Source organism: Facklamia sp. P9177 (genome assembly GCF_050409585.1).
Lineage (GTDB): Bacteria > Bacillota > Bacilli > Lactobacillales > Aerococcaceae > Facklamia.
In genome coordinates this window covers 1-14,496 of the sequence record NZ_JBNUPE010000023.1, presented here as the reverse complement: position 1 = coordinate 14,496, position 14,496 = coordinate 1, and the positions used below count along the sequence as shown (strand labels likewise).

The 14,496-nt window shown below is 36.8% G+C and carries 18 protein-coding genes; all 18 read right to left on the bottom strand.

The genetic code is table 11. From position 1 onward, the window contains the following. Positions 1-87: 87 nt before the first annotated feature. The 18 genes from rpmF to ACQV18_RS08815 all read right to left on the bottom strand — a co-directional run bounded on the left by rpmF (position 88) and on the right by ACQV18_RS08815 (position 14,349). Positions 88-267, bottom strand: a complete 180-nt coding sequence (gene rpmF, locus ACQV18_RS08900; RefSeq protein ID WP_428874498.1) for a 50S ribosomal protein L32 — start codon at positions 265-267, stop codon at positions 88-90. 29 nt (positions 268-296) lie between these two features. Beyond that, positions 297-836 carry a YceD family protein gene (locus ACQV18_RS08895; protein ID WP_428892971.1) on the bottom strand — a complete coding sequence of 180 codons (540 nt, stop codon included), beginning with the start codon at positions 834-836 and terminating at the stop codon, positions 297-299. A 124-nt stretch (positions 837-960) separates the two neighbouring features. Continuing rightward, positions 961-2,181, bottom strand: a complete 1,221-nt coding sequence (locus ACQV18_RS08890) for a nucleotidyltransferase family protein (RefSeq protein WP_428892970.1) — start codon at positions 2,179-2,181, stop codon at positions 961-963. Continuing rightward, entirely contained in the window at positions 2,182-2,952 is a 771-nt protein-coding gene (locus tag ACQV18_RS08885; RefSeq protein ID WP_428892969.1) for a class I SAM-dependent methyltransferase, read from the bottom strand. After that, entirely contained in the window at positions 2,952-3,314 is a 363-nt protein-coding gene (gene rsfS / locus ACQV18_RS08880; protein ID WP_428874494.1) for a ribosome silencing factor, read from the bottom strand. The genes ACQV18_RS08885 and rsfS overlap by 1 nt, the downstream gene beginning before the upstream one ends. An 8-nt stretch (positions 3,315-3,322) precedes the next feature. Next, positions 3,323-3,940: a bis(5'-nucleosyl)-tetraphosphatase (symmetrical) YqeK gene (gene yqeK / locus ACQV18_RS08875; protein ID WP_428892968.1), complete on the bottom strand. Its 618-nt coding sequence runs from the start codon at positions 3,938-3,940 to the stop codon at positions 3,323-3,325. A gap of 17 nt (positions 3,941-3,957) precedes the next feature. Next, positions 3,958-4,635, bottom strand: a complete 678-nt coding sequence (locus ACQV18_RS08870; protein ID WP_428874491.1) for a nicotinate-nucleotide adenylyltransferase — start codon at positions 4,633-4,635, stop codon at positions 3,958-3,960. 19 nt (positions 4,636-4,654) lie between these two features. Next, positions 4,655-4,972 carry a ribosome assembly RNA-binding protein YhbY gene (gene yhbY / locus ACQV18_RS08865; protein WP_428874490.1) on the bottom strand — a complete coding sequence of 106 codons (318 nt, stop codon included), beginning with the start codon at positions 4,970-4,972 and terminating at the stop codon, positions 4,655-4,657. A 32-nt stretch (positions 4,973-5,004) separates the two neighbouring features. After that, positions 5,005-6,153 (bottom strand): ribosome biogenesis GTPase YqeH, encoded by a 1,149-nt coding sequence (gene yqeH, locus ACQV18_RS08860; RefSeq protein WP_428892967.1) that lies wholly within the window; start codon positions 6,151-6,153, stop codon positions 5,005-5,007. Beyond that, positions 6,116-6,649, bottom strand: a complete 534-nt coding sequence (locus ACQV18_RS08855; protein ID WP_428874488.1) for a YqeG family HAD IIIA-type phosphatase — start codon at positions 6,647-6,649, stop codon at positions 6,116-6,118. The genes yqeH and ACQV18_RS08855 overlap by 38 nt, the downstream gene beginning before the upstream one ends. A 208-nt stretch (positions 6,650-6,857) precedes the next feature. Further along, positions 6,858-7,085: a YkuJ family protein gene (locus ACQV18_RS08850; protein ID WP_428874487.1), complete on the bottom strand. Its 228-nt coding sequence runs from the start codon at positions 7,083-7,085 to the stop codon at positions 6,858-6,860. 120 nt (positions 7,086-7,205) lie between these two features. Next, entirely contained in the window at positions 7,206-8,084 is an 879-nt protein-coding gene (locus tag ACQV18_RS08845) for an NAD(P)-dependent oxidoreductase (RefSeq protein ID WP_428892966.1), read from the bottom strand. Next, on the bottom strand, positions 8,084-8,488 hold the full coding sequence (locus ACQV18_RS08840) for an NAD(P)-binding domain-containing protein (RefSeq protein WP_428892965.1): 405 nt from the start codon (positions 8,486-8,488) through the stop codon (positions 8,084-8,086). Before ACQV18_RS08840 ends, ACQV18_RS08845 begins: the two co-directional genes overlap by 1 nt. Continuing rightward, positions 8,488-9,699, bottom strand: coding sequence for a glycosyltransferase family 4 protein (locus tag ACQV18_RS08835; protein ID WP_428892964.1), 1,212 nt, complete (start codon positions 9,697-9,699; stop codon positions 8,488-8,490). The genes ACQV18_RS08840 and ACQV18_RS08835 overlap by 1 nt, the downstream gene beginning before the upstream one ends. Positions 9,700-9,878: 179 nt before the next feature. Next, entirely contained in the window at positions 9,879-11,600 is a 1,722-nt protein-coding gene (gene ptsP, locus ACQV18_RS08830; protein ID WP_428885364.1) for a phosphoenolpyruvate--protein phosphotransferase, read from the bottom strand. Continuing rightward, positions 11,600-11,866 (bottom strand): phosphocarrier protein HPr, encoded by a 267-nt coding sequence (locus ACQV18_RS08825; protein WP_428874483.1) that lies wholly within the window; start codon positions 11,864-11,866, stop codon positions 11,600-11,602. Before ACQV18_RS08825 ends, ptsP begins: the two co-directional genes overlap by 1 nt. Before the next feature lie 169 nt (positions 11,867-12,035). Continuing rightward, the gene (locus ACQV18_RS08820; RefSeq protein ID WP_428874481.1) at positions 12,036-13,613 is read right to left on the bottom strand and encodes a peptide chain release factor 3; all 1,578 of its coding nucleotides are present in this window, start codon (positions 13,611-13,613) and stop codon (positions 12,036-12,038) included. 76 nt (positions 13,614-13,689) lie between these two features. Further along, positions 13,690-14,349 carry a DivIVA domain-containing protein gene (locus ACQV18_RS08815; RefSeq protein WP_428892963.1) on the bottom strand — a complete coding sequence of 220 codons (660 nt, stop codon included), beginning with the start codon at positions 14,347-14,349 and terminating at the stop codon, positions 13,690-13,692. Positions 14,350-14,496 lie beyond the last annotated feature (147 nt).

The window sequence follows — 14,496 nt, the reverse complement described above, 5'->3', positions numbered from 1 at the left end:
AACCGTTAATTGCTTAATCTCCTTGGATAGCATCAACCCTATTGGACATAGAGCCAAAAAAGACCGATTAACCGATCTTTCTTGTCATTATTTTGCTACTTGTTCTACATTTTTTCCTGCGTAGAAACCACAATTACCGCATACACGGTGGCTTAATTTCATTTCGCCACACTCAGGACAAGGATTCATTCCTGGTACGTTTAATTTGAAGTGAGTACGACGCTTTCTTTTTACTGCTTTAGATGTTCTTCTTTTTGGTACTGCCATGTTTTACACCTCCTGGTAGTTGATGACCATTATTTATCTTGGTCTGATAATAACGTTTTTAAGGCTGCAAATCTTGGATCAACTTGATCCTCTTCTGCTTGGTTTTGAAGATTATATTCTTCTTCGGTTATGACTGTCCAGTCTTTGCCTGAAGGAAGATCTGTATCATCCTCTGCAATGACTTGTCTTGGAATATTCAAAAGAATATTATCAACAGCAGACGCTGCGAGGTCAATATAGGCATGTTCAAGAACAATAGTGGTTTCCTCATAGTCTTGAGCATTAAAGTCTAAACTTTTATCAACGTAGCGTTCTCTCACCTTTATTGATAAAGGGACAACTACAGGCTTCAAACTACGAGTTGAAGGCAATGTCACGTCCACATCAAATTGGCAGTGGAGCACAAACTCTTCATCACGCAAAAGGAAGTATCCCTTAGAATGCACTTCATCTATGTGGATTATATCCGACTTGCGTTCACTTATTTGTGATTGGATATCTATTCGCTCATCAAAAGAATAGATGCCGTCACGACAGGCCTCACGTAATTGACGAAGGGTCCATTTCATATATATCACCTCTAAAACGACAAAATAAATTATACTTAAGAAAAGACAGCTTGTCAATCACAATAATCAATTCTAAACCAATATTAGTATAGCTGATTGACGTTCATATTACTAGTTTAGCTTGCTATAAATAAGGCTCATTTAAATAAATGGGATGCTTTGCTATCACTTGTTCTTCAGTTTTTTTATTAGGATTGGCCTGCAAAATACTATCTACTTGCAAGGACAAGTGATAATTGTCTGCTATTTCTTGCGATAAATTAGAAAAAAGTTTTAGTTTTTCCGAATTAAAGCTGCTTAAAAAGGCTCGTCCCACTTGATTAAAAGCCAAGATACGAAGCACTTTCTGCTTTTTATTTTTTGTTAAATAACTTTGCCACATTGTTTGATCAATATGCAATAAAACCATCATCAATAGACGTTGTACAGCTGACCGTGTCCACCGACTCGAAGTAAGAGCATCCACTAATTCCTCCCAAGACTGAGTTTTGAGATTTTGCTTATAGATAGCCGACTCCATCCCCTCGACCATTCCTTGAATTTTAGCAAGACCTTCTTTCCCCAACGCTAAGATAGCATAGTTGAGTAAGGTATAATAATCTTGCCATTCAATTAAGGAATGCATTTGCAACTTCTGCCAAGTCATTATCGGAAGATTTCGAGCTTTTAGAACACCCTCTTGAACTTCCTTTCTGATTTGACTGCCTGAAAGGATAGATATTGGTTGTAGCTCATGTGGTAGCTCAATCCACTGTTCTAGCTCTTGAGTTTCTTTAAGACGAGGGATAACAATTGGTTGAATTTTAGAACCTTTTAGTGCTTTTAAGTACAGAATGCCTAGCATTTGATTGCTAGCAGATGGATCGAAACTTAAACTGTATTCATGCTGTTTCAATTGTTGAGCGACAGCCGTTTGATAAGCGGCTGGGTAGGCCTTTCCTTCTTTAAGTAAAAGACGGATATTTTTTTGCAAGTCCGCATCAATTAACTCAATAAAATTTAAATAGGCTTGAAGATCTGCTAATTCAGCCGATTCACTTCCAAAAGCTAAATAATCAACCTCCAAGTCTTTCATGATGTCAACGGAGCTTCCGGCAAAAAAATCCGCTGCCTGCAGACTAGCATTCAATGGAAGTTCGAGGACTAGGTCTGCTCCATTTTTTAAGGCAAGCTCTGCCCTATGCCATTTATCCAGAATAGGAAACTCCCCTCTTTGCACAACATTCCCACTCATTAAAACGATAATGCATTCAGCTTGAGTTAAGGTCCTTGCCTTTTTGAGTTGATAGAGATGGCCATAATGAAAAGGATTGTATTCTGCAATAATGCCTAAGGTTCTCAACATTTATTCCCCCTTTTGACATACAAAAAACCAACGATCAGTCTTTTGATCTTGAGATTCGTCATACTGACGTTCACCAAAATTGACCAAAACTTGAATTTGTTGTGGTTGCAAGCCTACTTCTAGTAAAAAATTTTTATAAGTAGCTAAGGGATAGGTTTTTTCTTCTAGGTCGACTTGATAACGTCTATAAAAATCTTGATCAGCTTCAGACTCAACGCGATCAAAGACAGTTAACTGGTGAATTACACTTAAATCATTAGCTTTAGTGAAAGATGTCCACAATAGAGCTCCCTTTTCATCTTCATCCTGATAAGAAAATTGATCAAATCCTTGACTCAATTGATAAGGGGTCCATACATCAAACAATAATCGACCACTATCTTTTAGACAATTAACCATTGAAAAAAGAGCCTGTTTAAGCTCTTCTTCATTCTTTAGAAAACATAAAGAATCTGCATAGCAAGTCACTAAATCATACTTTCCCTCTTCTGCTTCTAGATTGAGCATATCACCTTGTTGAAAGATGAGGTTTTCATATTCATTTCCTGCTTGTTTTTTAGCTTGGTCAATCATTGCTTCATTTAAATCCATACCCTTAACTTGCTGATAATTCTTAGCTAATAAACGGCTAAAATAACCTGTCCCACATGCCATATCCAAAACATTTTCAACAGCTTCTCCTGCATGAGCTAAAGTAAAATCTAGCCACTGATCATAGGCGCTCAAATCATTAAAACGGTCATAAACCAAAGCGACATCGGTAAAACTCATTAAGGATTCACCCATGCAGAAATGTCCACTAATAGCGCATCTCGCCAGATTTTTTCTAAATTATAATGGCTACGCTCTTCATAATGAAAGACATGAACAACGATTTCATAAATATCAATTAAAATCCAGCGTCCGCCATCTTTTCCTTCAGAACCCTTGATATTTATATTCGCTTGATGACATTTTTCAATAATTTCGTCCACAATCGCATTAAGTTGACGTTCATTCTTGGCGTGCATGATTACAAAATATTCTGCCAAGGGTGTCATTTGACTTACATCTAAAGCCATAATATCTTGGCCCATCCGATCGTCCGCCGCTTTTACAATTACTTCTAATTTTTCTTTACTTGATAATGTCATAATTCCTCCTAAATAGCTTTATTTGCTTTATAATTTTTAATCCAACTGTTATAGACTTCAATTTGTAAGGGGAAAAGATATTCTTGCCTTTTCATCAAGTGCTTTACTGTCATACGCATCTTCAAAAAACAAGCCTTATCTAAATCAATTTGACTTAGTTTTCTAACCTTATTGACTCCTTTAAAATTACGTCCTTCTTCTGTATAGTCTGCGATATAAAGTATTTTTGCAAGTTTTGACATTTGGTGCCAGCCCGTAGTATGAGCAGCTACCGCTTGAATAATTTCATCATCTTGACATGCTAGATCCGTTTTCAATATTTGTGCAGCAGCAAAACCATGCCAGATTCCTTCTGTTGCGTCTTTAAGCCGCTCGTCTGACCAAAATGCTTGAGCTAAATTTAACATTGCCTCGGATTCAATTTCTTTGGCATAGTCATGCATTAAAGCAACAATTGATGCTTTTTCGATATCTTCTTCATAAAGCTTCGCTAACTCAAGCGCTTTTTTTTCAACCCCCATTACATGATCAAACCGTCTTTTTGATAAACGCTTTTCTAATTGATTAATCAACTCTTGACGGCTCATATTAATAAAGTCTTGTTGGTAAATAAGTTCTTCTGTCATAAAAACTCCTTCTTTCATCAATCCAAACGTCGATATAGGTCGTGGCGGTTAATGTAGTCTATCACCGCATCAGGAACTTGATAACGAATGGATTGTTCCAAGTAGACTCTTAGACGAATTTCCGTTGAAGAAAGCTCTACCAAAGGACTGTCTACCCAGATGATTGGATATTGCCCCCCATAAATTTCTTCGCCTGGACGTCGCACACCCACAAATTGAACCATTGAAGCCAATTCACTAATGTCACGCCAAGTCTCTAGTTCATTAGCTGAGTCACTCCCAATGATAAAGTAAAAGTCGCACTCAGGGTAAGCTTTCACGAAATGCCTCATAGTATCAATGGTATAATTTTTCCCACCACGATTAACTTCGTAGGCTTGGAGTTTAAACAAAGGATTACCTTCGATCGCTCTTTGAACCATTTGCAGCCGGTGTTGAGAAGCAATGGTCTGCTTCCCCGGCGCATGAGGTGGCTTTGCGGTTGGCATAAACCAAACTTCATCTAAATCTAATTGTTTTCCTACTTGTTCAGCCATCATTAAATGACCTAAATGAGGCGGATTAAAAGTCCCTCCTAAAATACCGATGCGTTGGCGATCACGGTCGGTTGTTAAATCCGCTATTTGTCCTAAGGTGATCGAGGCATATTCTCGCTCAAGCCTCAAAATAGTTTGTTCACTGACGATCGTCCGCATGGAGGTCTCCTTTCTGTTGCTATTGAATAGTGGCTATTTCTTCACTTATTCTTTGATATTTTTCTTTGTGAGAAGGGCGATAAAGAACAGCTGTATGTCCAACGGTTTGAACAATTACTGCATTAATTGCTTGAGCAATTTGTTCAGCCGCTTGATCAATTTCTTCATCAGAATTTTGCAGAATATTAAATTTAATTAATTCTCTTTTTTCAATGGCTTCATCCACTTGTTGAATAAAGACTTCTGTAATTCCTAATTTTCCGATTTGAAAAATTGCTTTTTCTTTTTGCGCTTTTTTTCTAAGAAACTTAATTTGTTTTTTATTTAATACGGTCATATTGACTCCTTTTCTAACTAGATCTGTTTAACCTAAATCATACTTTCTCTTTGTGTAACTTGGACAGCTTTTGGAGCCCATAGTCTTACTTGAACAGGTTCATTAACTGTTAACCATCCTAGTCCAGCAATCGCTAAATCTTGATTGGGTTTTAATTGATAATCCCTTCCTTGTAGTTCAGGAAAATTAACTGCTTGATTGAGATATGGAGGACTTAAGAGTTGTCCTTTGTGCTTAAGGTAAAAGTCATCTGCCTTATCCGTTTTAGTCCGGTGAATATATGTCTCATTGGAGACATAAAAAGTAAAGGCTGCCCTTTCTCCTGCTATAAAATCAACTCTACCTGCTCCAGCTAAAAAGAGTGTTTGACCAGCATTTAACTGAAAAGTTCTAGGATTAATTGCTTTATTGGGTAATAGTTTTTTCATTCCCTGACGATCTAAGTAATGAGCCAGTTGGTTTTCCTTGATAATTCCCGGAGTATCAATGATACCCGTTGTTTCTGTTAATGGTATACGAATCGTATCGAGTGTGGTGCCCGGATGATCAGAGGTTGTGATTATTTCTTTGTCTCCACCATAATGTCTCAGTAGTTGGTTAATTAAGGTAGATTTTCCAACATTAGTAACTCCCACTATGTAAACATTACGTTGTCTTACCTCGCGGTCAATCCGATCAATTAGAGCTTGTAAGCTAGCTGGCTTATTGGCTGACAGCAAAAACACTTCGTCTGGTTTTAAACTATTTTCAAAGAAACGCTGTTTCAACCAATGAACGATTCGATTTTGTTTGACTGATTTTGGTAATAAGTCTACTTTATTAGCGACTAAAACAAAGGGTTGCTTGCCAATAAAACGATTTAAGCCAGATAACATACTTCCTTCAACATCAAATATATCAATAACATTCACTACAAAAGCATCGTCTTCTGAAATGGAAGAAAGGCGATCCAGAAATATATCGTCTGAAATTTGCACATCCTGTAGCTCATTATAATGACGCAGTCTGAAACAGCGCTGACAATAAAAATCGCCTTCTATTTTTTTCTTCTCCAAGATAGAAGCCAATAAATACCCCATCTTATTAGGATCTTCACTTTGAATTTCAGCCCCACATCCAATGCATTGATAGTTTTCTTGTAAATTAGTTTGGTCTTTCAAGTTGGTCCCCCCAGTCTCCATGTCGGTCAATCCCAATCCATTTCAGTGCCATTTTTTCTAAAGTGCGATTGACCAGGGTGTAAATATTATCATTATTGACAATAGGTTTAACTAAAAGTACTTTCAAACCTAAACTCTTAGCTCCTATTACATCGGTCATTATCTGGTCACCGACCACTAAGACATGCTCCGGCTTAACTTGCATTCTTTTCATTGCTAAGCGAAAACTACGTCTGAGCGGTTTTAAGGCATGACCGAGATAAGGTAATTTTAAAGGATCCGCCACCCTATGTACTCGTTCGGGATGATTGTTGGATAAAACAAATAATTTTATACCTGCATCTTGCATACTCTTTGCCCATATTGCTAATTCTTGGGTATGATCTAGGCAATTCCATGCCAAGAGTGTATTATCAAGATCTACTATTAGGCCTTTAATTTGCTGGTTGATTAGATCAGATGGCTTAAGACGATAAACTGAATTAAGACACCAAGTGGGTTGAATCAATTTTCTCATGATTCCTCCTATACTTTTTTATTATCTTATTTCTTTTTTTACTTAAAGTCATTATAGCACATTCTTGTATTCTTATACTCATGATTCACTGGCTCTAATATTTATAATTATCTTGCTTAGGATTTTAACTGATGAAAAGATTATATGTTTATGCTAAATAAAAAGAGGTCTAGGATTTCGATTATCCTCAGACCTCTTTTTGTTTGAATTAACCCAACAGATCAAATATTTCAATGGCTACTAGATCAATGTTGTCAAAGCGGAAAACAGTTCCCGTTTCTGATTCTGTCATTTCAAAAGCATCATCATTTGGTAAATAAGTCACTTGGCATTTTTCAATCCCATCCAATTCAAATCGACGAATTTCAACTTCATCTTTTGCCTTAGTCATTGTTTCTAGTCGTTGAATAATTCCAGTAAGTACAGATGCTTTCATGATTTCCTCCATTCTTCACTAAGAAGATAATTTATTTTATACAAGGTATACTAACAAACTGAGATAAAATTGCAAGAAATAAATTTTAAGTTGCTTCCCAACTTAGAGTGAGGAGGACTATTAAGCTTGATCCCACCAAAGCTTAATCAAAGCTTGAGTACCATCATTTTCATGACCTTCTTTTGCTAATTCTTGGTATAAATCATAGGCAAGTTTTGTAACTGGTAAATTTAAATTGGCTTTTTCAGCTTCTTCTAAAGCAATACCTAAATCCTTGATATAGTGCTTAACAAAAAATCCAGGTGAATAGTCTGATTTTAAAATACGAGGGCCATAATTGGCCAATGACCAGTTATTAGCAGCTCCACCAGTCAAGGTTGCAATAACTTTTTCTAAGTCTAACCCATTTGCTTTAGCATACCTTAATGTTTCGACCATGCCGGTCATTGTCCCAGCAATCATAATCTGATTACTTGCCTTAGCATGTTGACCAGAACCTGCAGAACCATGGAGTTGAATACTTGCACTAAATGTTTCAAGAATAGGACGAACTTGATCTAAAGTTGCTGCATCTCCTCCAACCATAGCTGTTAGGCGTCCTGCTTTTGCTCCTAAATCTCCACCAGAAACAGGTGCATCTAAAACAGTAACACCCAAAGCTTGTCCTTTTTTAGTGAGTTCCTGAGCCAAACTTGGTCTAGAGGTGGTTAAATCAATAAAAACCTGACCTGAGTGAGCACCCTTAAACAAGCCCTTTTCACCTAGGTATACCGCTTCAACATCTTCAGGATAGCCAACTATTGTTAAGACTAAGTCACATGCCTGAGCAACTTCTTCAGGTGAAGCTTGCCAAATAGCCCCTTCTTCAACCAATTGATTGGCTTTAGACCTCGTTCGATTATAAACATAAAGCGGATAACCAGCTCTTAATATGTGTCTAGCCATTGATTGTCCCATAACACCTAGTCCGATAAAACCTACTTTGAGTGTTTGATCCACTATATTTTTCCTCCTATTACAATTTCACGAATAACATTTTTTACTTTACTAAAGACACGATCAAAAAGGCCAGTTTCTTCTTCAATATATCGCTCACATACTTGCTTGTAAAAGGTTAAAACTTGATCCGTAAACTTTTCTACTGATATTTCATATAAGTTATCTGTATCAATTGGATCAACTTGTTTTGAGTCTTTTTTCTCCAAAAAGTCTCTAATTGCTTGATTAAGTGTGTAATTTTCATCAAATAAGACGCCAAAAGCCTCTTCTTCAACCAATTGATTGGCTTTAGACCTCGTTCGATTATAAACATAAAGCGGATAACCAGCTCTTAATATGTGTCTAGCCATTGATTGTCCCATAACACCTAGTCCGATAAAACCTACTTTGAGTGTTTGATCCACTATATTTTTCCTCCTATTACAATTTCACGAATAACATTTTTTACTTTACTAAAGACACGATCAAAAAGGCCAGTTTCTTCTTCAATATATCGCTCACATACTTGCTTGTAAAAGGTTAAAACTTGATCCGTAAACTTTTCTACTGATATTTCATATAAGTTATCTGTATCAATTGGATCAACTTGTTTTGAGTCTTTTTTCTCCAAAAAGTCTCTAATTGCTTGATTAAGTGTGTAATTTTCATCAAATAAGACGCCAAAAGCCTCTTCTTGCATCACAGTCTTGAGGTAATCATTACTCTTAGCAATGATTGGACAGCGGTTAACAATTGCTTCTAGATAAGTCAACCCTTGCGATTCCGACTCTGAGGCATTTACATATAAATCAGCCATTTGGTAATAACGCCAAACTTCATCATGATCGACAAATCCGACAAAGCGCACATCTAAATCATGTTTACGACTAAATTGTTCTAGACTATCTCTTTCTGGTCCATCCCCAGCAATCACTAATTTTAGATTTGGATCCTTTTGCTTCAATTCACAATAAGAATATAAGACTTCAATTATATTTTTTTCTTTAGATAAACGTGATAAAGATAATAATACACGGTCTTTACTATTAAAACCTAAAGTCTTCCGCAAAGTTTTAGCTTCTTCTGGTTTAAAATTTGGAATGTTTACTCCAGTAGCTATTATCTGTATAGGAACATGAACACCATAAGATTCTAAAGTATCTTTAGTTAATTGACTGGGCGCAATGACTGCATTTGATTGGTTACAATACTGACGTGAAATTACTCTTACATGATTGGCTTGAACTAAGAGCCCATCTAAAATATAGTGGGTATAATTTTCATACATTGTATGATAAGTATGTATATTAGGAATCTTCAAACGGCTAGCAACATACTTACCAGCTAAACCCATACTAAACTCGGTGTGCGTATGAATAAGGTCTAAGTTCATGGAACGCGCTATTTTCAAACAGCGATCGAATCCCCGATATGCAATTCTTCGATCAGAAAAACTTAAAAAGGGAACACTTGAAATCCTAACAACATCTGGCTCTGCTTCTGCATTCGGATCAGTAGTAGTGAAGATAACTACCTCATGTCCTCTAGCTCGCAATTCTTTTGTTAATAATTTGATTGAAGTTGATACACCACTTAATTGAGGAAAGTAGGTATCCGTAAACATGCCTATCTTCATAATGCTTCCTTCCTAGAGCTTATTTCTATTCTCATCTATTATAGTAAATATTTTACTACCTTAACAACAGTGTTTTTTGTAAAAAAAAGACACTAGAAACGATTTGTTCCACAAACATATGGCTATGCTTAAATGGCGACAAACTATTCCTAGGGTCTTAACTATTTATGAAATACACTTTAGGCTAAATATTGATTAACAAGCTCTTCTACTGCTTCAGATGAATTACATTCCTTGATCACGCGATCAGCTAATTCTTGCATCTTTTTACTATCTAAGCGTGAAATTAACTGACGTGTTCTTAAGATTGACGAAGCAGACATTGAAAACTCATCTAATCCCATACCTAGTAGAATAGGTACCGCCATTTGGTCACCAGCCATTTCACCGCACATACCAACCCATTTACCTTCTTGGTGAGCTGCATCAATTACAAATTTGACTAATCTCAAAATAGAAGGATTATAGGGTTGATAAAGATAAGAAACTCGCTCATTCATTCGATCAGCAGCCATTGAATATTGGATTAAATCATTTGTACCAATTGAGAAGAAGTCTACTTCCTTTGCAAATTGGTCCGCTAAAACAGCAGCAGCTGGAATTTCAATCATTATTCCAACTTCGATAGAATCTGAATATTCAACCTGCGCTTGTTGAAGTTCTTTTTTAACCTCTTCTAATAAAGATTTAGCCTGGCGAAACTCTGAAATTGTAGCAATCATAGGAAACATGATTTTCAAATCACCATGAACCGATGCTCTCAGTAATGCTTTCAATTGTGTTTTGAACATCTCTGGCTTATCTATAGAAATACGAATAGCACGGTAACCTAAAAACGGGTTCATTTCTTGTGGCAACTTCATATATGGCAAATGCTTATCGCCACCTATATCCATGGTTCGAACGACCACCCCTTTACCATCAACAGCTTCAAGCACTTGACGATAAGCGCGATATTGGTCATCTTCACTAGGAAAATCAGAAGCATTCATGTAAAGGAATTCTGTTCGATACAAGCCTACTCCATCTGCTCCATTATCAATAGCTCCCTCAACATCCTTAGGGGTTCCAATATTGGCAGCAATTTCTACTGTTTTACCATCACTAGTTATGGATGGCGATGCTACCAATTTTTTTAATTCTTCTTGGTCTTGTTTAAATTGGTCGCCTTTATGCTGATACTCTTTTAGTTCTTCCTCGTTTGCTTGCAGGATAATTTGACCTTCTAAGGCATCTACGATTAAGTTTTCTCCCTGTTTAACCGCTTGAGAAACACCTTCAATCCCAACAACGGCAGGTATCTCTAACGACCTTGCCATGATAGCAGAGTGAGATGTTCTTCCGCCAATCTCTGTGACGAAGGCTTTCACATATTTTTTATTCAATTGCGCAGTGTCGCTTGGCGTTAAGTCTCTAGCCACCACAATTACTTCATGGTCAATAGTAGCTGGAGTCGGTAATTCCACTCCTAATAAAGCAGCTAAAAGTCGTTGTTTCACGTCACGGATATCTGCTGCACGTTCTTGCATGTAAGGATTGTCTTCCATCGCTTCAAATGTAGCAATAAACATATCTGCAACTTGTTCAAGACTAGCCTCTGCATTCATCTTATCTTCTTCAATCAAAGTTTTTACTTGGGCTAGGAATTCTGGATCTGATAAAACTAAAAGATGTGCATCAAAAACTTTTGCCTCTTCTTCACCTAATTGGTCAGCAGCTAATTGGCGAATATTTTCAAGTTCCGCTTTTGCTTGGTCAACAGCGACAGACAAACGCATAAGTTCCTGTTCACTATCTTCAATTGACTTTTTGTCAAAACTTAAGTCGGGATCCACTAATAAATAAACAGGTGCAATTGCAATCCCATCACTAGCCGCAATACCGGTTAGTTTATTAGTCATTATTCAGATAAGCCCTCTTTCTTCATGGTCTCTGTTACCGTTTCAATAGCTTCTTTTTCGTCAGAACCTTCAGCTGTAATTGTAACGTCAGCTCCTTGTCCTACGCCAAGAGACATCACTCCCATAATTGATTTCAAATTTACTGATTTACCTTTATATTCTAAGTTAATATCTGATGAAAACTTACTAGCTGCTTGCACTAATAAAGTTGCAGGTCTTGCGTGAATCCCAGTCTCAGCAACTACGTGAAATTCTTTCTTTTCCATATGTTCATCTCCTTAAAGACATTATTTCTAATATTAAGCTATGCGCTGAATAGCTATTCATTCTAGGCAAATAAAAACCCAGGCAAACGCTATCATTATTATACACAAAACCAAAATTAAAAGCTAAGATTATTTACTTATTAAATACCAGTAACCCTTAATAAGAGATTTACATCAACTGTTTAAGTTTAACATCAGGGTGTTTGTCTTTAAACCAATTTTCAGCAAACTGATTTTCAAAAAGGAAAACAGCTTGGCCGAAACGATCTTTTGCCAGAAGGTTTCGTGAGGAAGACATCTTAGGATCTAAGTCCTCATCATCAATCCAACGTGCAATTTTTGACCCCATTGGTGTCATTTCAACTTCTGCATTATATTCGTTTAATAAACGATATTGAAAAACTTCAAACTGCAGTTGTCCGACCGCTCCTAGTATATACTCTTCTGTATGATAGGTCTTATATAATTGAATGGCTCCTTCTTGCACAAGTTGTTCAATTCCTTTATGGAAAGATTTTTGCTTCATTACATTCTTTGGCGCTACTTTCATAAAAATCTCCGGCGTAAATTGTGGTAGATCTTCAAATTGGACGGCTTGGTTACCTGCATAGATGGTATCACCTATTTGAAAATTCCCCGTATCATATAAGCCAATAATATCGCCTGCAAAAGCATCTTGGACTTCTGCTCGACTGTCGGCCATGAACTGGGTAGTATGTGCCATTCGAATGGTTTTGCCGGTTCGGTTTAAAGTAACTGTCATTCCCTTTTCAAAACGGCCAGAAACAATCCTTACAAAGGCAATGCGGTCACGGTGTGCTGGGTTCATATTAGCTTGGATTTTAAAAACAAAGCCTGTAAAACGCTCATCTGTTGGCTGGATATATTCTTCGTCAACTGTTAAAGCCGGCGCCGGCTGATGAGACAAATCGACAAAGGCATCCAAGAAAGTTTGTACGCCAAAACCCGTTAAAGCGGACCCAAAAAAGACGGGCGTTAATTTTCCTCGTGAAATAGCCTGGCGATCAAAACTATTACCCGCTTCATGTAAAAGTTGTGCATCATCAATTGCTTGACTATAAATAGATGATGATTTAAAAGCGTGGTCTCCTTGGGCATGTCCTTCTTCATCCAGTGCTATAAAATAATCTTCATCATCTGATTGACGAATTTCCACGCGCTGATTGTATAAATCATATAGACCTAGTAATGTTTTACCCATACCCATTGGCCAATTCATTGGATAGGCATTAATTCCTAAGACTTCTTCTAATTCCGCTACTAAATCCATTGGCTCGCGTCCATCGCGGTCTAGTTTATTCATAAATGTAAAGATAGGAATTCCACGCTTTGAGACGACCTCAAATAATTTCTTAGTTTGAGGCTCAATTCCCTTACCAGAATCGACCACCATAACAGCAGCATCGACTGCCATTAAAGTACGGTAGGTATCTTCCGAAAAATCTTCGTGACCTGGAGTATCAAGAATATTAACTTGATAGCCATCATAATCCACTTGCATGACAGAAGACGTGACTGATATGCCTCTTTGCTTTTCAATTTCCATCCAATCTGATTTAGCGAATTTATTTGATTTTTTTCCCTTAGCTTTTACCGTTCCCGCTTCACGTATAGCTCCAGAAAATAATAAAAGTTGCTCGGTGATAGTTGTTTTTCCAGCATCGGGATGGGAAATGATTGCAAAAGTTCGACGACGCTCCACTTCTTTTGTTATATTTTTAACCATTATTTCTCCTCATTTCTGTTGATAACTTAAAGACAAGAAAAGCTGGGTTTACCCCCAGCCCTTTTTTATCATTTAGTTAACCATGAGCTTTCTTAAAATCAACCAATTTTTTGTCATTTGTCTTTTCTGCCGTTTCTTCATTCTTTATAACATCTTGAATTAAACGTTGTAATTCCTCTTTTTCTTTATCTGACAATTGTTTTTCTGCCGAAAGATTCTTTCGATGACTGTTTGGTTGTAAGTCATCTTGCTCATAATCTTCAATCTGATTCCTAAAACGATTCACTTGCTTGCTAGGAAAAACCTCATCAAAATTAGTTGATGAAACAAATTTTTCATAGTCTGAAATCATATCTAGCATTTGTGATTGCATCATTTTTAATTGATCTTTTAAATCTGTTCCTGTATTGGCTAGTTCCTTACTATAATATGCAAAGTTTTCTTTGTATTGGGCCACTTGCTCATTAGTACGATTTATTAGCTTTTCTGCTTCTGCTTCTGAATCGGCAATAATTTCATTTCCTGTCTTTCGTGCGTCCACTAAACCATCTTTTAGAGCGGCTTCAATCGACTGGAAATAAACCACTTTCTCTTCTAGAGCTTGTACTTTCTGGTTTAAATTAGCAACGTCTCTTTCTAAAGATTTAATTTTTTCATCTTTATATTCAACTAATTGGTTAACTTGTTTGCGATTATAGCCAAATAGATTAACAGACACTTCGCTGATACGGTCCATTTAGTCACCTCATAACTTTCTTTTCCATCAACTAATTTTAACAAAAAATACTTGTTTTGAATAGGTCCTATTGCGATATCCCTTATTTAATGTCTAGAGTTGTCAAACATATGTTACACAAGGTGCTTCTAAATGGGCATGCTTATG